Source organism: Cryobacterium breve (assembly GCF_004402375.1).
Classification (GTDB): Bacteria; Actinomycetota; Actinomycetes; order Actinomycetales; family Microbacteriaceae; genus Cryobacterium; species Cryobacterium breve.
Genome location: NZ_SOGJ01000011.1, coordinates 149,036 through 166,933 on the forward strand (window position 1 = coordinate 149,036; position 17,898 = coordinate 166,933).

A 17,898-nucleotide genomic window follows, 5' to 3' on the forward strand; every position below is an offset into this window, starting at 1 on the left:
ATTGCGATTGCAACCCGATCTCCTTCAGTGAATCAAACGACCGGTTACGCGCCGACCTTGAACCGGGCGAAGCCCGACACGGTCAGTCCGGCGTCGGCCAAGACCTTGCTGACGGACAACTTGTTGTCCTTTGCGTAGTCCTGCTCGAGAAGTGCGACCTGCTTGAAGTACGCGGTGACGCGACCCTCGACGATCTTGGGCAATGCCGCTTCCGGCTTGCCCTCGTTCTTCGAGATCTCAGTGACGATCCGGCGTTCGGCCTCAACGGCGTCGGCGGGGACGTCTTCGCGAGCGAGGTACTCGGGGTTCGCGAAGGAGATGTGCTGGGCCACGCTGCGCGCGGTGTCTGCGTCGTCTCCGGTATAGCCGAGAACAACGCCGACCTGCGGGGGCAGGTCCTTGCTGGTCTTGTGCAGGTAGATCGCGAACTTCTCACCGGTGACGGATGCGACGCGGCGAAGTTCGAACTTCTCGCCGATGATCGCGGCTTCGCCGTCGATGAGCTGGCCGACGGTCTGGCCGTCAACCGGAGCGGCCAGGCCTTCCTCGATCGTGGTGGCGCCGGCAGCGGCGACCGCGTCCAGAACCTTGTCCGCCAGCGCGACGAACTTGTCGCCCTTGGCGACGAAGTCGGTCTCGCAGGCGAGCTCGATCAGGGTGGCGACGGTGCCCAATTCCTTGGCAGCGACGAGTCCCTCGGAGGTGGAACGGTCGGCGCGCTTGGCGTTGCCCTTCGCACCCTTCATCCGGAGGAGTTCGACGGCCTTTTCCATGTCGCCGTCGGCTTCAACGAGGGCGTTCTTGGTGTCGACCATGCCGGTACCGAGACGCTCGCGCAGCGCTTTCACGTCTGCGAGGCTGATGCTTGCCATGCGGGGTCCTTACTTGGTTTCTTCGGCGGAAGCGTCAGCTTCAACGACGGGTGCGGCTTCTGCTTCTGCGGCGGGGGCTTCGGCGGCGACCTCTTCGGTGGCCGGCTCGGCGACGACGGCCTCGGTGGCGACGGTCTCGTCGGCAGCCGGGGTGGCCTCGGCCGGAGCGGCCAGGAGTTCGGCTTCCCACGCGGCGAGAGGCTCGATTTCAGCCTCCGGCTTGGCGTGACGCTGAATGAGGCCCTCGGCTGCGGCGTCCGCGATGATGCGGGTCAGCAGGCCGACGGAGCGGATGGCGTCGTCGTTGCCCGGAATCGGGTACTGAACGTCGTCCGGGTCGCAGTTGGTGTCAAGAATTGCGATGACGGGGATGCCGAGCTTGCGGGCTTCGTCAATGGCGAGGTGCTCCTTGTTGGTGTCCACAACCCACAGCGCCGACGGCGTCTTCGTGAGGTTACGGATTCCGCCGAGGCTCTTGTGAAGCTTGACGAGCTCGCGCTTCTTGATGAGCATTTCCTTCTTGGTGAAACCACTCTTGGCGGTGTCCTCGAAGTCGAGCTCTTCGAGCTCTTTCATGCGGGCCAGGCGCTTGGAAACGGTCTGGAAGTTGGTGAGGAGGCCACCGAGCCAGCGCTGGTTGACGTAGGGCTGGCCCACGCGGATAGCCTGTTCGGCGATCGATTCCTGAGCCTGCTTCTTCGTTCCGACGAAGAGAATGGTGCCGCCATGGGCAACCGTCTCCTTGACGAAGTCATAGGCCTTGTCGACGAACCCGAGCGACTGCTGCAGGTCGATGATGTAGATGCCGGACCGCTCCGTGAAGATGAAGCGCTTCATCTTCGGGTTCCAACGGCGGGTCTGGTGCCCGAAGTGCACGCCGCTGTCGAGCAGCTGGCGAATGGTTACGACGGCCATGAGCCGTTCTCCTTGTCCGGCGCGCGCTGCGAAGCAACGAACGCCAATCGGTTTGTGTCGTGATCGGATGACCACTACTCCTGGTGCCCGGCACAGAACCGCCCAGCTTCTGGAAGAAGCGAGGACCGAGTGGATCTGGAGGCCGAATGGGCACGCGTAGTCAGCGCATGAAGCGCTGCTCCAAGGAGTTTAGCACCCATGCCAGGTGGCCTGCGCGCGACGACGGGTGCGGGCATCCCTCCCCAACCGGCGCGGTCGCGGCGTCGCCACGAATGATGCACCCGTCGGTGTCTGGCGTATCGAGCGCTGCACGGTGGGAACATGAATCCCTCCCGACTCTTAGTCGCGGCGCTGCTGGTGCTGCCGCTGGCCGTCCTGTTCACCGCCAGCCCCGGTGGTGCGAGCGCCGACGGCCGGGTTTCGCCCGGGGGCAGGGTCACTCACGCCGACCCGGGTGCCGCAGTGCTCGCTGAACCGGACCCGGCGGACTCCTGGGTGTGGCCGCTGGCTCCGCCGCACCCAGTGCTGCGGTCCTTCCAGGCGCCGGTCACCCGCTATTCTCCCGGTCACCGGGGTCTGGACCTCGAGGCGCGGCCGGGCCTGGAGGTGGTCGCTCCGGCCGACGGCGTCGTCTCCTTCGCTGGCGTGGTGGTGGATCGTCCTGTTCTCTCCGTCGAGCACGCCGACGGGCTGGTGTCCAGTGTCGAACCGGTGTCGGCCGTCGTCGCCGTCGGCGACCGGGTCTTCGCTGGACAACCCGTCGGCCAGGTGGCCGACGGCGGTCACTGCGCCGGGCGGTGTCTGCACTTCGGTGCCCGGCTGCACGGGGGCTATGTGACCCCGCTGCTGTACCTGGTCGGCGTTCCGCGCGCGGTGCTGCTGCCACCGCCTCCCTCGGCGGCAGCCGCGCACGGAGACGGGCACGGAGACGGGCACGGAGACGGGCACGGAGACGGGCACGCGGAGCCCACCGCACCCGGGGTCAGGCGCGCGGGTGCGCGGTGCGGTAGCTCTGTTTGAGGCGCTCCGCGGAAACGTGCGTATAGATCTGGGTGGTACCCAGGCTCGCATGGCCCAGGAGCTCTTGAACAGCGCGGAGGTCCGCTCCGCCGTCGAGCAGGTGTGTGGCGGCTGTGTGCCGCAGCGCGTGCGGGCCAGCCGGACCGTTGCCGGGAACATCGGCGAGCAGGGCGGCGACCAGCCGATAGACGGCCCGCACCCCGAGGCGCTGGCCGCGGGATCCGAGGAACAGTGCGCGGGTCTGAGCCACCGTGCCGGGGTGTGCGGCGAGTGAGGGCCGGCCCCGGTCAAGATAGCCGAGAATCGCAGCCTGGGCAGGCACGCCGAAGGGAACCACACGGTCCTTGTCGCCCTTGCCGGTGACCCGAACGGTGAGGCGGTGGAGGTCGACGTCGGCAACGTCAAGGCCGATCAGTTCGGAGACCCGAAGCCCCGACGCGTAGAGCAGTTCGACGAGCGCGAGTTCGCGCAGGGCCGACGGGTCCTGGCCCGCCGCGCGCAGTTCGAGGTGGGTGAGCAGCTCCTGCATCTGGTCGTGGTTGATCACTCGCGGAAGCGGGCGTCCGGGCTTCGGTGAACGCAGCCGCACGGCTGGGTCGACCGCACTGCCGCCCGTGCGGGCCAGCCAGGCCGTGAAACTCCGCGCGGATGCGGACCGTCGCGCGATGGTGGCCCGGGCGAGCCCCGCCTGGTTGCCCTCCCAGAGCCAGTCACGGAGCAGGTCCAAGTTCAGATTATTCGCTGCGTCCACGTTCCTCCCGGCGGCGAACGCAACCAGGCCGACCAGATCGGTGCGGTAGGCGCGCACGGTGTGAGGTGAATAGCCTCGCTCCACGGCGAGGTAGACCATGAAGTCGTCGAGCTGCGCCTGCAACGGCCCGGGCACGGTCAGACCTGCCGTGAGAACGCTTCGGTGCGGTCGTCGGGGGTGAGCGCCTCGATGCGGGCAACGAAGGCGGCGTCGAAATGGGTGGCCCCCGGGAAATCACCGAGCGGAACCAGTGAATGCACGACCTGGTCCTTGTAGACGTGCACGAGGTTGATGGACTGGCCGCCTCGTACCCCGGTGAGTTCTCGGCTGGGACCCGTGGGGTCGATCGTGTAGCACGTGGCCGCCGCGACCGAGACGGGAATTCCAGCGAAGAGCCCGGTAGTGGCGTGGTGCAGGTGACCGCCCAGAATCGCGCGAATATCGGAGCCAGCGACCACCTCGGCCAACCGCGCCTGTCCCCGCAGCTCGAGAATGCTCATCAGAGGCAGCAGCGTGGGAAGCGGCGGGTGATGCAGCGCGAGCAGGGTGCCCTGCGGTGCCGGTTCCCTAAGCACGTCGGCCAGCCAGTCCAGTTGCGCACCGGAGAGATCGCCGTGGTGGTACCCGGGCACGCTGGTGTCGAGGGCCACGACGCGCACTCCCCCAAGGTCGACGACCCGGTCGACCGGCGACCCGGAACCGGGCTCACGGAGAAGCTCGGTGCGGAATGCCTCGCGGTTGTCGTGATTGCCCATCACCCAGATCACCGGGGCGCCGAGGCGCTCGGCCGAGGCCTCCACGATGTCGCGAACTCGGCGGTAGGCGTCGGCCTCCCCCCGGTCCGCGATGTCCCCGGTGAAGAGCAAGGCGTCGGGGCGCAGTCCGGATCGTTCCAACTGCTCCATGGCCCGGCGTACGGGTCCGTCGGTGTCGACTGTGCCGTACAGTGCCCGATTGTCGCTGAGAAAGTGGGTGTCGCTGATGTGCGCGATGAGGTGGGAAGCGGGCGGGTATTGGCCCAGTTGCACGGCGGACATGGCTTACCTTTCTTCGGTCCCGCCAGACTACGGTGTGCCGCCGACGTCAGGCCCGCGTGAAGACCGCGTCCACGTTCAACGGCGCAACCTCAGCCTCGGCGAGAGCCTCAGAATCCGCGCCAGACGCACCGAGACGAGCATCCGTCATCTGCCAGACGTCATCCGCGGTGGTGGTCATGATCGGTGAATCGCGAACACGACACATACCGTCGATAGCCTGTCGCCTATTCGTCGACTGGGCTCAGAAATCATGTTCTACCGGTGCGACTGCAGTCTTGCCCGATCTCGATAGGCTCGACCACCCGTCTAGCGTTGGCGTACCCAGCCGGTCTCCTTCTCTCGCACCACCCCCTCGAGGTCGAGGGCACCGAGCGACCCCTGCACGGCCCCGACCGAAAGGCCGGCCCGGCGGGCAATGTCGGGCACGGTGCGCGCTGCCCGCGTGCTCAGTGCATCGAACACGCGCACCTGGTCACTCGTGCGGGCGCCGAAACCCGCCGTCTCGCCGTCGGTGCCCGGCAGATCGAGGGTGAGGCTCAGCATCCGTTCGCCCACGAGTTCGGCCATCTCCTCGGCCGTGGTCACGCACATGGCGGCGTACTCGCGGATCAGCCGGTGGCAGCCGGCTGAGGTGGGCGAGGTGACCGGTCCCGGCACGGCGCCCAGAGGGCGCCCGAGGGCCGCCGCATGCCCGGCAGTGTTGAGCGAACCGGAGCGCCAGCCGGCCTCGAGCACGACGGTCGCCGCACTCGAGGCTGCGATCAGCCGGTTGCGTTGCAGAAACCTCCACTTGGTGGGAGCGGCCCCGCACGGCAATTCGGACACGATGGCTCCGACGGTTGCGATGCGGCTCAGCAAAGCGTCATGGCCGCTGGGATAATAGCGGTCCACTCCCCCGGCAAGGAACGCCACGGTCAGTCCTGAGCTGGCCAGCGCCGCCCGGTGCGCCATCCCGTCGATGCCGTAGGCGGCCCCGGAGACGATCAGGAAGCCACGGTCGACGAGCCCCGCGGAGGCCTCCATGGCCACGTGCTCGCCGTAGCCGGTAGCAGCGCGTGCGCCGACCAGGGCGATCGAGTTGGAAAGCGCGCTCAGAGCCGTCGGGACGCCCCTCCACCAGAGCGCGATCGGCGCGTGCAACCCGAGATCATCGACGCCCGCAGGCCAGCACGGGTCGGTGGGCACCAGTAGACCGGCGGATATACGGGCCGCCTGTTGCAGGGACCGGATCACCTCGGCCGAGGACAGCCGGGGCCGCCAACGCTGCAGTCCCTGCTCGAGCAGGGCCGGGAGGTCGTCGGTCAACGGCACCCCCGTGGCGGCCACGGCATGCGCGAGCCGGGTGCCCGACCAGACATCGAGCACTGCGGTCAGCGCCGGCCCGGCCCCCAGCCCCTGTAACAACAGGCCGGCGGCGGCGTCCCCCGGCTCTGCGATACCGGTCCACGCCGCGCGCGCGAACAGGTCGGCGGCGGACGCGGCATCCGCGGCATTTGTCGACGCAGTCCCGATGGATGCCCGCACGCGCCCGGTCAACTCGACAACCGTGGATTCCTCCAGCCCGAATAGCGTCATGATGTCATTCCTTTCCGCAGGTAGAGGGCCTGCCCTACCTGCTCGATGCCCGGCCGGGTGACGCCGTCGAGGTCGGCGATAGACCAAGCCACGCGGAGCACGCGATCGTAGCCGCGCATGGTGATGCCACCGCGTTCGAGCGCGCGATCGAGGGTGGCCGTGGCCGCGCCGCCGAGACGGGCCTGAGGGCCGCGCAGCCAGGGCCCTGGCACATCGGAGTTCAACGTCCACGGGGTTCCGGCGAGGCGTTCAGCGGCGGCGGACCGGGCCTCCACCACCCGTTCCCGGGCGACGGCGCTCGTCTGTCGAGGTGCCTCGGCGGCGAGACGCAACTGGGCCGCGGTGATGCGCTGCACCTTCAGCTGGATATCGATGCGGTCGAGCAACGGGCCGGAGATGCGAGCAAGGTACCGCCGCCTGGAGCTCGGCGGGCAGGTGCAGTCCAGGTCGGGTGCGCCGTACTGACCGCAGGGGCACGGGTTGGCCGCCATCACAAGCTGGAATCGGGCGGGGAAGTGGGAAACCGCGTTGGCGCGGTGGATGCTGATCACCCCCGATTCCAAGGGTTGCCGGAGCGCGTCGAGCACCGCCGAAGCGAATTCAGGAGCTTCATCGAGAAAGAGCACGCCGTGCGAAGCCCGGGCTGCGGCCCCCGGCCTGATCTGCCCACTGCCGCCGCCGACCATGGCCGCCGCCGTGGCCGTGTGGTGCGGAGCCTCGAGCGGCGGCCGGGTGATCAGCGTGCGCCCGACGGCGCGCCCGCTGAGCGAGCACATGGAGCTGACCTCGAGGGAAGCCTCGGGGTCGAGGTCCGGTAACAGCCCCGGCAGCCTGGCGGCCAGCATGGTCTTGCCTGCTCCGGGCGGCCCGACCATAAACACATGGTGACCGCCGGCGGCCGCGATCTGCAGGGCCAGGATGGCGTCATCGTTGCCGATGATATCGGCCAGATCCGGTTCGACCGCCTCCGAGGTCGCATCGCCGGGTGCACAGATGGTGTCGACAGGCACGGGTTCGAGTTCGGCGCCGTGCCAGATGGCGGCGTCACGGAGGGAGGCGACGCCGATCACGCGCACACCCGGCACGAGCGATGCCTCCTCCACATTGCCGGCCGGGACCATGACAGTGTCGTGCCCGAGCCGGGACGCCGCGATCACCGCCGGCAGCATGCCCGGCGTCGGCCGTAGCCGCCCGTCGAGGGCCAGCTCGCCGATGTGCACCACCCGGCCTACGGAGGCCGCCGAAACCACCTGGTCGGCCCCGAGGCAGGCCAGCGCGATGGCCAGGTCGAAGCCCGATCCGTGTTTGGGCAACGATGCCGGGGACAGGTTGATTGTGAGCTTGTTGCGGGTGAGCGGGCAGCCCGAGTTCTTCGCAGCCGCACGCACCCGTTCCGTCGCCTCTGACAGAGCCGCATCGGGCAGCCCGATCAGGATGATGCCCGGCAGCTGGCCGGAGATGTCTGCCTCCACCTCCACCAACGCCCCGGTCAGCCCGACCAAAGCCACCGCATGCGTGCGCGCGAGCCCCATCAGAACACCCCCGTCAGGTGCTCGATCACGGGCTCGGTGCCGGGACGGATGATCACGGCGATAGCGTCGACGCGGATGCGGGCGGGCCGGGCATCCGCCTGCTCGCACCAGGCCGCCGCGAGGCGACGCAGCCGAGCGAGCTTGGTGACCGTGATTGCCTCGAACGGATGCCCGTAACGCGTTCCCGACCGTGTCTTCACCTCGACGAAGACGACCTCTCCCCCGACCTCGGCGATCAGGTCGATCTCACCCTGCGTGCACCGCCAGTTGCGCTCCACCACCCGGTAGCCGGCTGCGGCGAGAAAGACCGCGGCGCACTCCTCGCCCTGCCTGCCCAGTTCGTCTTTGCGTGCCACGAGCACCTCCGCCCCCAGCGTGGCGGGCAGCCATTCCCCGCACTCGCGGGGCCGGAAAGCTGTGCGCTCGCCTGAACGGCCCTCCTTGGGGAGGACCGGCCCCAGCCTGGAATTCAGCGACTCCATCCCGAACGGATTCGACGGAGATTTTGCCGGAATCGGGCGATAATCCGCCGAAATGGCGGTTCTGACCGCAAATCTCCGTCGAATTGGTTCGACGCCGATTCCGGTGCCCCACCTCCGCTACAACGTGAGGGCGGCCAGCTCTGCGTCCATCCGCGACGCGAAGGCGGCGTTGCCTGCGTCGTTGGGGTGCAGTCCGTCATCGGCCATCCATTCGGGGTGCCCGTCGAGCCAGTGCGAGGCTCCGGCGATGTAGTCGGCATCGACGGCGAGCGCGGCCGCCCGCACCCAGCCGATGATCTGCTCCACGGATTCCGGTCGCTCGTCGGTATACCAGAACGGCTCCAGGACGACTATGCGCGCCTCCGGCAGGGCCGCCCGGATCCGCTCGAAGTCACGCATGATCGCGACCTCGATCTCGTCAGCACGGGCCGGCATCGAGAAGTTGTCGTTGAGTCCCATGGTGCAGATCACGATGTCCGGCCCGGCGGCGATCACCTGGTCGACGATGTCGTCACCCATCCTGCGGTTGTTCACGAAGCCGAGGCCGTCACGGCTCGGGTTGACCTCGGTCCACCCGCGCTCGGACGAGACGATGGTCGACCAACGTCGGTCCGGCGCCGACGTCCCCGTGCCGCGCGTGTAGGAGTCTCCGTAGAAGGCCACCACGGTCTCACCGGGGGCGCGGTTCGCGGTGTCGGGATCGGCCTCGCCCGACCCGCGGCTCAGGTTGCCGCCGGCGACGACCAGGGCGACGATCGCCGCCACCGCCAGCATCACGGCCGCGGCGATCCAGAGGGCAGGGTGTCGAGGGAAGGTCATGACACTGATTCGGAGCAGCACACCACACGGGTTGGTCGCCCGCGCCGGCCCGTCATGATCAGCGCACGAACAGGGGGACCGAAGCACCGGATGCCGCTTGCCCGGCGGCCGCGAACGCAGCATCCGTCTCCCGCAGCACGCGCAGCACGTTGGCGCCGGCAAGCGCGGCAAGGTCCGCGGCCGGCCAGCCGCGCCGGGCCAGCTCGCCCAGCAGTGCGGGGTAACCGTCGACGCCCTCGAGGCCGACGGGAAACTCGTCGGTGCCGTCGAAGTCGCCTCCGAGGCCGATGTGGGCCACCCCGGCGACGCGGCGGGCGTGCTCGACGTGGTCGGCGACATCCGACAGCGTCACGACGGGCGCGGGCGCGGCCTGGTCGCCCTCGAACCAGACGGAATGACCCGCGGACAAGAACTGGGGCACAAAAGTGAGCATGATCACGCCGCCGTTGGCCGCCAGGCGCCGCAGCACATCGTCGGGCACGTTGCGCGGGTGGTCGCTGAGGGCCAGGCAGCAGCTATGGCTGAAGATGACGGGCGAGTCGGTGGTATCGAGCGCCGCGTGCGCCGTGGCCGGGGACACGTGGGAGAGGTCGACGAGCATGCCCAGCCGGTTCAGTTCGCGCACGTAGTCGCGGCCCCGTGCCGCGAGGCCGCCGTGCACGGGTTCGTCCGTGCCCGAATCGGCCCAGCTCGTGTTGTGCACATGCGTGAGGGTGAGGTAGCGCACGCCGAGCCGGGCGAACATGCGCAGCACGGCCGGGGAATCGTTGAGGCTGTGCCCACCCTCTGCGCCGAGTAGGGAGGCGATGCGCCCGGCGGCCCGGGCGGCCTCCACATCGGCGGCGCTCAGCGCAATGCCGAAGTCGTCGGGGTAGCGCGCGGCGAGGCGGTAGACCCAGTCGATCTGCTCGAGCGTGCCCTGCACGGCGTCGGCGCCGGCGTGGTCGTCGCTGACGTAGACCGACCAGAACTGGGCCCCGACCCGCCCGGCGCGGAGCCGCTCGATATCGGTGTCGGTAGCCAGCCCGTGCTCGAGTCCCTCCACGGAGTAGTCCCGGCTCTGGCGGCACTCCCACGCCCAGTCGTTGTGTCCGTCGATCAGCGGGGCCAGCGCGAGGGCCTGTTCCACCACGACGGATGCCCGGGCAAATTCGGCGGCAGACGCTGCGGCGGATGCCGCGGCCGACGCGGGCCCGGAGGGAACTGGTGTGCTCATGACACCACGCTAGTGCCGGCCGGCACGGCGGGGAATGGAAGCAACCTACAGTTGTACCGGCCCGGTCGGGGGGTTCGGCATGCCCCCGTTGGCCGAAAACAGACAGCCTGAACCAGATAGGACCCTCTCATGATGGGTGCGCACCATGCCATGACCGGCGCCGCCGCCTGGGTCGCCGTGACGGCGACCGCCGGGCACGGCCTCGGCCTCTTCCCCGTGACCCCGGTGGGCACGATCGCTGGCGCTCTGCTCTGCGCCGGAGCGGCACTCCTGGCCGACGCCGACCACAACTCGGCTACCATCTCCCAGTCCGTGCCGGTGCTCGGCCGGCTGGTCACCACCGGCATCTCCCGGGCCTCCGGCGGGCACCGGCACGGCCTGCACAGCCTTCTCGGCCTCTTCTCGGCCTGGCTGCTCGCCACCGTGATCGGGCGCGTGCTCTGGGAACCGGTCTGGGTGACGGAGCCGCTGCGCGTGGGCCCGGCCCTGCTGAGCGCCGCCGCGATCGCGTTCGCCGCGAAGGCGCTGGGCCTGTCGAACAAGTCGTGGGGTGTGGCCTGGCTGATCGGCTTTTCCGTGGCGGCCTTCATCGCCGTCTTCGCCCCCGAGCAGCAGTCGTGGTTCGTGGTCTGCTTCACGTTGGGCTACGGCGTTCATCTGCTCGGCGACCTGCTCACCACGGGCGGGCTGCCCCTGCTCTGGCCCTGGATTCCCAAGCCGCCCCGATGGTGGCGGAAAGTGCCGGTTCTCGACAACGTGTGGTCGTCGGGCGGATACCTGGCCGTGCCGCTGCTCGGCAACGCCGGTTCGCTCCGGGAATGGCTCCTGCTCATCCCGGTCACCGTCTACGTGGGCTACGGCATACTGTTCGCCCTGCTGGAGACCTGGCACGTGAACCTGGAGTCGGTGCTCATGGATATCGCGGCCGCGCTGCCGCTGTAGCGCCGGCGTGGTCCGCTCCCGTCATCCGTCCCCCGACGCGCGGGCACCTCGTAGGCTGGGGGCATGGGACTGCGCAATCGACTGACGGATCTGCAGATGAAGACGATGAGCGTGCTGCACCGCGCAGTGTTGACGGCCTCCGGCGGACGTCTGCTCGCCTCGTTCGGGTCGATGCCGGCGGTCGAGCTGCACACGATCGGGCGATCCAGCGGCAAGCGTCGCACGACCATGCTCACCGCCCCCGTGCACGGGAGCCGGCGCTTCGTACTCATCGCGTCGAAGGGCGGCGACGACCGGCATCCCCAGTGGTACCTCAACCTGGTCGCGAACCCCGACATCGAGTTGACCGTGCACGGCAGCACCCTGAAGCTCAGGGCGCGCACCGCCTCCCCCGAGGAAAAGGCCGAGCTCTGGCCACAGATCGTGGCCGCCTACCGTGGCTACGACGGCTACCAGCAGAAGACCGACCGGGACATCCCGGTCGTCATCTGCGAGCCCCGACCCCGCTGACCCGTAGCCCTCTGATCCGACTTGGCCAGCGGGGCGGTGATCAGACCAGGACAGCGGATGCGCTGTGCACCCTCGGGAACACCGGCGGGTGCACGCCCGCCATCTCCTCCAGCACCCGGATGACCTGGCAGCTGTAGCCGTATTCGTTGTCGTACCAGACGTACAGCACGGCCTTGTTGTCGGTGCAGATGGTGGCGAGGCCGTCGACGATGCCGGCCCGCTTGGAACCCAGGAAGTCGCTGGAAACCACGTCGGGCGAGTCGATGTAGTCGATCTGCTTGTGCAGCTCGGAGTGCAGCGACATGGTGCGCAGGTACGTGTTGAGCTCGTCCCTGGTGGTGCCCCGCTCGAGGGTGAGGTTGAGAATTGCCATGGACACGTCGGGCGTGGGCACCCGGATGGCGTTGCCGGTGAGCTTGCCGGCCAGCTCGGGCAGGGCCTTGGCCACCGCTTTCGCGGCCCCTGTCTCGGTCAGCACCATATTCAGGGCGGCGCTGCGCCCGCGACGGTCGCCCGAGTGGAAGTTGTCGATCAGGTTTTGGTCGTTGGTGAACGAGTGCACCGTCTCCACATGGCCGTCCCGAATGCCGAACCGGTCGTTCACGGCCTTGAGCACGGGCGTGATTGCGTTGGTGGTGCAAGACGCCGCCGTGACGATGGTGTCGTCAGCGGTGATGGCGTCGTGGTTGATGCCGTGCACGATGTTCTTCAGCGCACCCTTGCCCGGTGCGGTGAGCAGCACCCGGGCGACACCCGGGCAGGCCAGATGCTGGCTAAGGCCTCCGGCGTCGCGCCAGCGTCCCGTGTTGTCCACCACGACCGCGTCGTGGATTCCGTACCGGGTGTAGTCGACGGTGGCCGGGTCGCTGGAATAGATGACCTGGATCAGCGTGCCGTTGGCGAGGATCGTGTTGCCCACCGGGTCAACGGTGATGGTGCCCTCGAAGGGACCGTGCACCGAATCGCGGCGCAGTAGGCTGGCCCGCTTGACGAGGTCGTTGTCGGAGCCGCGGCGCACCACGATAGCCCGCAGACGCAGGCCCTGGCCGCCTCCGGCATGATCGATCAGGATGCGCGCCACGAGACGGCCGATCCGACCGAAACCGTAGAGAACGACATCCGTGCCGGCACTGTCGACGTCATCCTGGCGGTCGACGACGTCCGCGAGTTCGGTGCGGAGGAACTCCTCGAGGCTTCGCCCGGAACCCTCCAGCTTGTACGCCATGGCGAGTCGCCCCAGGTCGATCGAGGCCGTGCCGAGCCGCAGCGTGCTGAGCATCTGCAGCAGCGGCAGAGTCTTCTCGAGGGGCAGTTCGACGTCGTCGATATGCCGTGCGAAGCGGTGCGCCTTGAGAAGCCCGATCACCGACTGGTTGACCAGCCCCCGCCCGTGCACGCTCGTGACAACGTGGTTCTCCCGATACAGCCGGCCGATCAGTGGAATCATCGCTTCCGCGAGTGCCTCCCGGTTGATCCACGTGGCCCTGGCGCGATCGGATTCCTGAAGCAAAAGACATACCCTTCGTTCTCGACCGCATCGTTGCGCCGAGTGTGCAGGCCTTGCGGCCTGAGTATTCGTTGTGCTACTCGTCGAGCGCGAGTTCCTTCGGGAGTTCGAATTCCTTGGAGGCGAGCTCCTCGACGTTGACGTCCTTGAATGTCAGAACGCGCACAGATTTCACGAACCGGTCGGAACGGTAGACGTCCCAGACCCAGACATCCTTCATGGTCAGTTCGAAGTAGAAGTCATGCTCCGTGTCACGGCGCACCAGTTCCACCTCGTTCGCGAGATAGAAGCGTCGCTCGGTCTCGACGACGTACTGGAACTGCCCCACAACGTCTCGGTACTCGCGGTACAGGGCCAGCTCGACCTCGCGGTCGTAGTCCTCGAACTCTTCTTCTTCCATGGTTCCTCAATCTTACGCTGTGATCTTGAGCCAGGATTTGCGGTGCAGCACGCTGGGGCCGAGCAGGGCGATGGCATCCATGTGGGCAGCGCTGCCGTAGCCCTTGTTGCCGGCCCACTGGTAGCCGGGCGTCACGGCATCAGCCTCGATCATCAGCGCGTCGCGGTGCACCTTGGCGATCACGGATGCCGCCGCCACCGACGCGCAGTCCTGGTCAGCCCGAACCCGGGTCACCACGTTCAGCGGGGTACTCAGCGCCTTGTTCAACCAGTCGTCGTTCCCGTCCAGGAGCACCACGGCGCCGGTCACATCGACCCCGGCCGCGTGCAGCCGGCCGAGGGCGCGCTTGCCGGCCAGGCCGAGCGCGGCGATGATGCCGAGCCGGTCGACCTCCAGCGGCGACGCAAGGCCCACCGCGGAGTGCAGGGCCCACGCCATCGCCAGCGGGGCGAGGAGCTCGCGTCGGCTCTGGCTGAGCATCTTGGAGTCACGCAGTCCGGCTGGGAAGGCCGCGGCGGCGGCGTTCACGACGGCCACGCCCACGCCCACGGGCCCGGCGAGTGCACCCCGGCCGACCTCGTCGCAGCCGATGACGCAGGTTGCCCCGGCGGCCAGCAGCGCCAGTTCGACGTCGAGGGTCGGATCTACGACCGCCACCTACCTCGTCTCCGTGGGGACGCCCTGGAAGACCGCCGGGTAGTCGTCGAGCCAGGTCCAGCGGGACATGGGCCAGCTGATCACCATGGCGCGTCCGACGACGTTGTCGATCGGCACGAATCCCTTGCCCGGGGTCTCGGTGTTGTAGCGGGAATCCTTGGAGTTGTAGCGATTGTCGCCCATCACCCAGAGCGACCCCTCCGGAACGACGGTGTCGAAGTCATCCTTGGACACGATCGTTTCGCCGGCAGGGAGGGAGACGTAGGGTTCGGCGATCGGAACGTCGTTCACGCTCATCTGGCCGAGCACGTTGCAGCACACGACATGGTCTCCCGGCAGGCCGATGACGCGCTTGATGAGGTGGTCGTTGCTGTCCGGCGCGGACAGGCCCACCACGGACATGACCCAGTCCGCGGCGGCGACGACGGGGTTCTGCTCGAGCGGGGTCTGCGGCAGCAGCCATCCGCCCGGATCCCGGAACACGACGACGTCCCCGCGCTCGATCGCGATCAGCTTCGGCTCGAGCTGGTTCACGATGATGCGGTCGTTGACCAGCAGCGTCGTCTCCATCGATCCGGACGGAATATAAAACGACCGGATGAGGAAGGTCTTGATCAGGAACGAGATGAGCAGGGCCACCACGAAGATGACCAGGAGGTCGCGAATAAAGCGTGCAACGCCGCGCTTGGTGCGCTTCGTTTCTGTTCCCCGGCGATTGGATCGCAAGGGCAGAGGATTGTCTGTCATTAAACCGCCTGAGCTCCTGACCCAGTGTACGGGTGAGGAGCTCAGGGGGAATCCAGCTCGAGCTGGGAGTCGACTGCGACAGGTGTTAGTCGCGCTTCTCCTTGATCTTGGCCTTCTTGCCACGCAGGTTGCGCAGGTAGTACAGCTTCGCGCGACGCACGTCACCACGGGTGATGACCTCGATGTGGTCGATCACCGGGGAGTGCACCGGGAAGGTACGCTCGACGCCGACCTGGAAGCTGACCTTGCGAACGCAGAACGTCTCGCGCACGCCTTCGCCGGAGCGTCCGATGACGACTCCCTGGAAGACCTGAACACGAGAGCGGGTGCCCTCAACGATGTTGACGTGGACCTTGACGGTATCGCCGGCGCGGAACGCCGGGATGTCCGTGCGGAGGGATGGTGCATCCACCTGGTCGAGAATATGCATATTGATTCGCTCTCTGTACCCGCCACAGGACGACTACGGCTTATGCTGCGCGACACGCGAAGCGTGCGGAACAGCAAATGAATGAGTGTGTTTCATGCCGATACGGTGCAGCTCCCCTGTGGCAGAGGCATGCTACGGCACAGTCGATCATTATGTCACGAAAGAGACCGCGCCTGCAAAAGGAGCAGGCAGGCCGAGGGAATATACCGGAGCCGAGCCTCCGGAGCTATCCGGCTCTGTTGCTGTCTGTGCGATCGTCGTCATCGAGCGGGCTCTCCCGCACGATGATCACCGATGGATCCGGCGTGGGGATGAAACCGTCGGGCGGCGGGATCGTCGGCGGCACCCCGTTCACCGAGACGGGACCGCGGGCCGTCTCCTCGACGAGCAGCATCATGGCTCGCATGCTGCGCCGGGCGGCGGTGACCAGTTCCCGGATCGAGAACCAGAAGGCACCAAGCCCGACCAGGACCACCAGGGCGGCGAGTCCCGGCGCGACGCCGTCGGTGAACCCCATGGCAAAGATAAGACCGTGCCAGAGCGTGAGGATGCCCACGTCCGGCCACGACACCATCCGGGCGCTGCGCACCTCGGAGCGGGCGAAAAAGATCAGGCTCACGACCAGCAGGCTCACCCCGACCACGAGGCCGGTGAAGAAGCTGCCGACCACGTCCCAGCCGCCGCTGCCGTAGACGGAGGCGCCGATCAGGAGCCACGCCGGAAGAGCGACGACGGCAATGAACTGCCAGTAGTAGAAGACCCTGCGTACGAACACGAGATCAGACTACCCGGGCAGTCCGGGCGGAGCCCCTCAGTTCGCTGGCGGCAGAAGGTCCGGGCGCACCCGCGCGGTGCGCTCGAGCTGCTGCTCGCGACGCCAGATGGCGATGGCGCCGTGGTTGCCGCTCAGGAGCACCGGGGGAACTCCGAGTCCCCGCCAAGCCGACGGCTTCGTGTAACTCGGGTATTCGAGCAGGCCGTCCTCGTGGGACTCCTCGACGAGGCTCTCCGGATTGCCGACGACGCCAGGGATCAGACGGCCGACGGCCTCGATCATGGCCATCACCGCTACCTCTCCCCCGTTCAGCACGTAGTCGCCGAGGCTCACCAGGCGCACGCGTCCGGTCACGGCGAAGTGATCGAAGACCCGTTGGTCGATGCCCTCGTATCGGCCGCAACCGAAGATCAAGTTCGACTCCCCGGCCAGTTCGCGTGCCATGGCCTGGGTGAACAGCTCACCGGCCGGAGACGGGAAGATCAGGAGCGGAGCGGCATCCGGTGCCGGAACGCCTGCTGGAGGTGCGTCGGTGGTCGACAGGTCCACCTCGGGCGCTGCCGCGGTCTGAACGTTGGTGAGGATCGCATCGATCGCGTCGCCCCAGGGCTCCGGCTTCATCACCATGCCGGCGCCGCCGCCGTAGGGCGTGTCGTCGACGGAGTGGTGCCGGTCGTGCGTGTGGTCGCGCAGGTTGTGCACCCGCAGGTCGATCAGGCCCGACTGCCGGGCCTTTCCCACCAGGGAGACGTCGAGGACGGAGAAGAACTCCGGAAAGATCGTGATGATGTCGATGCGCACGGGAGAAGTCTACGATCGAACGAGCACGGACTCGGCAGGCACGGAAACCGGTGCGGCGACCGGTTCCTCGACCCGGTTCACGCGCGTTCGGTGGGAGAAATAGACCGGCAATGCGGTGAACAGGATGGCGCCGAGGAAGTTGCCGACGAGCACCGGTGCCTGGTTCCAGACCCACCACTCACCGATCGTGACGTCCGCACCGACCATGATGCCTGCCGGAATGGCGAACATGTTGACGACCGCGTGTTCGAATCCGAGGCTGAAAAAGATGGTCACCGGAAGCCACATCGCAACGATCTTGCCCCCCGTTGACTTCGACGTGTAGAACATGATGGTGCCGATGGCCACCATCCAATTGCACAGCATCGCTTTGATCACCACGACGAGGATGCCGCCGGCGCCGACCGCCTCATAGGGCAGCACCTTGTGCTCGGCCAGGTTGATCAGGGCCTGGACCATCGGGTCGGACATGTCCGTGCCGAGGTAGGTGATCGACGTGGTGTAGAGGACGGCGTAGAGAACGGCTCCCACGAGGTGGGCGAGGATCACCACGAAGAAGTTCCGCAGCCCCCGAGCGAGGGTTGCGCGCCCCTCCATGATTGCGAGCGGGATAAGGGCGAAGCTACCGGTGACCAGTTCGAGATCCAGCAGGAGGATCACCGCGAAGCCGACGGGGAAGAGCACGGCCCCGACGATCGGCAGGCCGGTCTGGGCTGCGGCGGTTAATGCGACTGTCGTGGCCGCTCCGAGGATGGCCCCGGCGAGCACACCCCGCACGGCCATTTGACCTAATGTCAGTCTCGTTTTCCGGAGACCGGATTGAATAATGTCATCGATGAGTTGGTTCGGTTTGACGTACGACATGCGACGGTACTCCTTGAAAAGGGTCTGCCGCGTCGTGACGAGGTGG

At 67.6% G+C, this 17,898-nt stretch carries 21 protein-coding genes; 3 read left to right on the forward strand and 18 right to left on the reverse strand.

What is annotated here, in order from left to right:
• Nucleotides 1–44: 44 nt before the first annotated feature.
• Nucleotides 45–872, reverse strand: coding sequence for a translation elongation factor Ts (gene tsf / locus E3O65_RS03865; protein ID WP_134362421.1), 828 nt, complete (start codon nt 870–872; stop codon nt 45–47).
• A 9-nt stretch (nt 873–881) separates the two neighbouring features.
• Nucleotides 882–1,787: a 30S ribosomal protein S2 gene (gene rpsB / locus E3O65_RS03870; protein WP_134362422.1), complete on the reverse strand. Its 906-nt coding sequence runs from the start codon at nt 1,785–1,787 to the stop codon at nt 882–884.
• 321 nt (nt 1,788–2,108) lie between these two features.
• Between rpsB and E3O65_RS03875 the strand changes: the two genes are divergently transcribed.
• Nucleotides 2,109–2,807: a M23 family metallopeptidase gene (locus E3O65_RS03875; RefSeq protein WP_134362423.1), complete on the forward strand. Its 699-nt coding sequence runs from the start codon at nt 2,109–2,111 to the stop codon at nt 2,805–2,807.
• Here E3O65_RS03875 and E3O65_RS03880 read toward each other — a convergent pair.
• From E3O65_RS03880 to E3O65_RS03910, 8 genes are all read right to left on the reverse strand, one after another.
• Nucleotides 2,770–3,657, reverse strand: coding sequence for a tyrosine-type recombinase/integrase (locus tag E3O65_RS03880; protein WP_134362595.1), 888 nt, complete (start codon nt 3,655–3,657; stop codon nt 2,770–2,772). The two genes, E3O65_RS03875 and E3O65_RS03880, sit on opposite strands and share 38 nt — an antisense overlap.
• 38 nt (nt 3,658–3,695) lie before the next feature.
• A complete protein-coding gene (locus E3O65_RS03885) occupies nt 3,696–4,595 on the reverse strand; it encodes a metallophosphoesterase (RefSeq protein ID WP_134362424.1) in 900 nt (299 codons plus the stop codon).
• Between the two features lie 46 nt (nt 4,596–4,641).
• Nucleotides 4,642–4,773, reverse strand: a complete 132-nt coding sequence (locus tag E3O65_RS17385; RefSeq protein WP_277870405.1) for a hypothetical protein — start codon at nt 4,771–4,773, stop codon at nt 4,642–4,644.
• 128 nt (nt 4,774–4,901) lie between these two features.
• Complete coding sequence (gene dprA / locus E3O65_RS03890) at nt 4,902–6,170, reverse strand: DNA-processing protein DprA (protein ID WP_134362425.1); 1,269 nt, start codon at nt 6,168–6,170, stop codon at nt 4,902–4,904.
• Nucleotides 6,167–7,702, reverse strand: a complete 1,536-nt coding sequence (locus tag E3O65_RS03895) for a YifB family Mg chelatase-like AAA ATPase (protein WP_134362426.1) — start codon at nt 7,700–7,702, stop codon at nt 6,167–6,169. The genes dprA and E3O65_RS03895 overlap by 4 nt, the downstream gene beginning before the upstream one ends.
• Nucleotides 7,702–8,058 (reverse strand): YraN family protein, encoded by a 357-nt coding sequence (locus tag E3O65_RS03900; protein ID WP_134362427.1) that lies wholly within the window; start codon nt 8,056–8,058, stop codon nt 7,702–7,704. Before E3O65_RS03900 ends, E3O65_RS03895 begins: the two co-directional genes overlap by 1 nt.
• Before the next feature lie 243 nt (nt 8,059–8,301).
• A complete protein-coding gene (locus E3O65_RS03905) occupies nt 8,302–9,003 on the reverse strand; it encodes an SGNH/GDSL hydrolase family protein (protein ID WP_241985652.1) in 702 nt (233 codons plus the stop codon).
• Nucleotides 9,004–9,061: 58 nt separating this feature from the next.
• Entirely contained in the window at nt 9,062–10,219 is a 1,158-nt protein-coding gene (locus tag E3O65_RS03910; protein ID WP_134362428.1) for a dipeptidase, read from the reverse strand.
• 129 nt (nt 10,220–10,348) lie between these two features.
• Here E3O65_RS03910 and E3O65_RS03915 point away from each other — a divergent pair, with 129 nt between their 5' ends.
• Together E3O65_RS03915 and E3O65_RS03920 are read left to right on the forward strand one after the other, a co-directional pair.
• Entirely contained in the window at nt 10,349–11,161 is an 813-nt protein-coding gene (locus E3O65_RS03915; RefSeq protein WP_134362429.1) for a metal-dependent hydrolase, read from the forward strand.
• A 63-nt stretch (nt 11,162–11,224) separates the two neighbouring features.
• Complete coding sequence (locus tag E3O65_RS03920; protein WP_134362430.1) at nt 11,225–11,671, forward strand: nitroreductase family deazaflavin-dependent oxidoreductase; 447 nt, start codon at nt 11,225–11,227, stop codon at nt 11,669–11,671.
• Between the two features lie 40 nt (nt 11,672–11,711).
• On the opposite strand, the gene E3O65_RS03925 is transcribed toward E3O65_RS03920, so the two are convergent.
• From E3O65_RS03925 to E3O65_RS16875, 8 genes are all read right to left on the reverse strand, one after another.
• Nucleotides 11,712–13,181, reverse strand: a complete 1,470-nt coding sequence (locus E3O65_RS03925) for a glyceraldehyde-3-phosphate dehydrogenase (RefSeq protein ID WP_134362431.1) — start codon at nt 13,179–13,181, stop codon at nt 11,712–11,714.
• Nucleotides 13,182–13,254: 73 nt separating this feature from the next.
• A complete protein-coding gene (locus E3O65_RS03930; RefSeq protein ID WP_130176401.1) occupies nt 13,255–13,578 on the reverse strand; it encodes a DUF2469 family protein in 324 nt (107 codons plus the stop codon).
• Between the two features lie 12 nt (nt 13,579–13,590).
• Complete coding sequence (locus E3O65_RS03935; protein WP_134362432.1) at nt 13,591–14,235, reverse strand: ribonuclease HII; 645 nt, start codon at nt 14,233–14,235, stop codon at nt 13,591–13,593.
• On the reverse strand, nt 14,236–14,982 hold the full coding sequence (gene lepB, locus E3O65_RS03940) for a signal peptidase I (RefSeq protein WP_134362433.1): 747 nt from the start codon (nt 14,980–14,982) through the stop codon (nt 14,236–14,238).
• Nucleotides 14,983–15,067: 85 nt separating this feature from the next.
• The gene (gene rplS / locus E3O65_RS03945) at nt 15,068–15,412 is read right to left on the reverse strand and encodes a 50S ribosomal protein L19 (RefSeq protein ID WP_134362434.1); all 345 of its coding nucleotides are present in this window, start codon (nt 15,410–15,412) and stop codon (nt 15,068–15,070) included.
• Nucleotides 15,413–15,638: 226 nt separating this feature from the next.
• Entirely contained in the window at nt 15,639–16,187 is a 549-nt protein-coding gene (locus E3O65_RS03950; RefSeq protein WP_134362435.1) for an MFS transporter, read from the reverse strand.
• Nucleotides 16,188–16,223: 36 nt separating this feature from the next.
• Complete coding sequence (gene trmD / locus E3O65_RS16870; protein WP_174722259.1) at nt 16,224–16,988, reverse strand: tRNA (guanosine(37)-N1)-methyltransferase TrmD; 765 nt, start codon at nt 16,986–16,988, stop codon at nt 16,224–16,226.
• 9 nt (nt 16,989–16,997) lie between these two features.
• On the reverse strand, nt 16,998–17,852 hold the full coding sequence (locus E3O65_RS16875) for a formate/nitrite transporter family protein (protein WP_174722260.1): 855 nt from the start codon (nt 17,850–17,852) through the stop codon (nt 16,998–17,000).
• Nucleotides 17,853–17,898 lie beyond the last annotated feature (46 nt).

Bases quoted from the DNA above. Each gene is read 5' to 3' on its own strand.
- E3O65_RS03930 (WP_130176401.1), bottom strand. From the start codon at position 13,578: ATGGAAGAAGAAGAGTTCGAGGACTACGACCGCGAGGTCGAGCTGGCC.
- E3O65_RS03920 (WP_134362430.1), top strand. From the start codon at position 11,225: ATGGGACTGCGCAATCGACTGACGGATCTGCAGATGAAGACGATGAGC.
- rplS (WP_134362434.1), bottom strand. From the start codon at position 15,412: ATGCATATTCTCGACCAGGTGGATGCACCATCCCTCCGCACGGACATC.
- tsf (WP_134362421.1), bottom strand. From the start codon at position 872: ATGGCAAGCATCAGCCTCGCAGACGTGAAAGCGCTGCGCGAGCGTCTC.
- dprA (WP_134362425.1), bottom strand. From the start codon at position 6,170: ATGACGCTATTCGGGCTGGAGGAATCCACGGTTGTCGAGTTGACCGGG.
- lepB (WP_134362433.1), bottom strand. From the start codon at position 14,982: ATGACAGACAATCCTCTGCCCTTGCGATCCAATCGCCGGGGAACAGAA.
- rpsB (WP_134362422.1), bottom strand. From the start codon at position 1,787: ATGGCCGTCGTAACCATTCGCCAGCTGCTCGACAGCGGCGTGCACTTC.
- E3O65_RS03895 (WP_134362426.1), bottom strand. From the start codon at position 7,702: ATGGGGCTCGCGCGCACGCATGCGGTGGCTTTGGTCGGGCTGACCGGG.
- E3O65_RS03905 (WP_241985652.1), bottom strand. From the start codon at position 9,003: ATGACCTTCCCTCGACACCCTGCCCTCTGGATCGCCGCGGCCGTGATG.
- E3O65_RS16875 (WP_174722260.1), bottom strand. From the start codon at position 17,852: ATGTCGTACGTCAAACCGAACCAACTCATCGATGACATTATTCAATCC.
- E3O65_RS03910 (WP_134362428.1), bottom strand. From the start codon at position 10,219: ATGAGCACACCAGTTCCCTCCGGGCCCGCGTCGGCCGCGGCATCCGCC.
- E3O65_RS03875 (WP_134362423.1), top strand. From the start codon at position 2,109: ATGAATCCCTCCCGACTCTTAGTCGCGGCGCTGCTGGTGCTGCCGCTG.
- E3O65_RS03885 (WP_134362424.1), bottom strand. From the start codon at position 4,595: ATGTCCGCCGTGCAACTGGGCCAATACCCGCCCGCTTCCCACCTCATC.
- E3O65_RS17385 (WP_277870405.1), bottom strand. From the start codon at position 4,773: ATGACCACCACCGCGGATGACGTCTGGCAGATGACGGATGCTCGTCTC.
- E3O65_RS03880 (WP_134362595.1), bottom strand. From the start codon at position 3,657: ATGGTCTACCTCGCCGTGGAGCGAGGCTATTCACCTCACACCGTGCGC.
- E3O65_RS03915 (WP_134362429.1), top strand. From the start codon at position 10,349: ATGATGGGTGCGCACCATGCCATGACCGGCGCCGCCGCCTGGGTCGCC.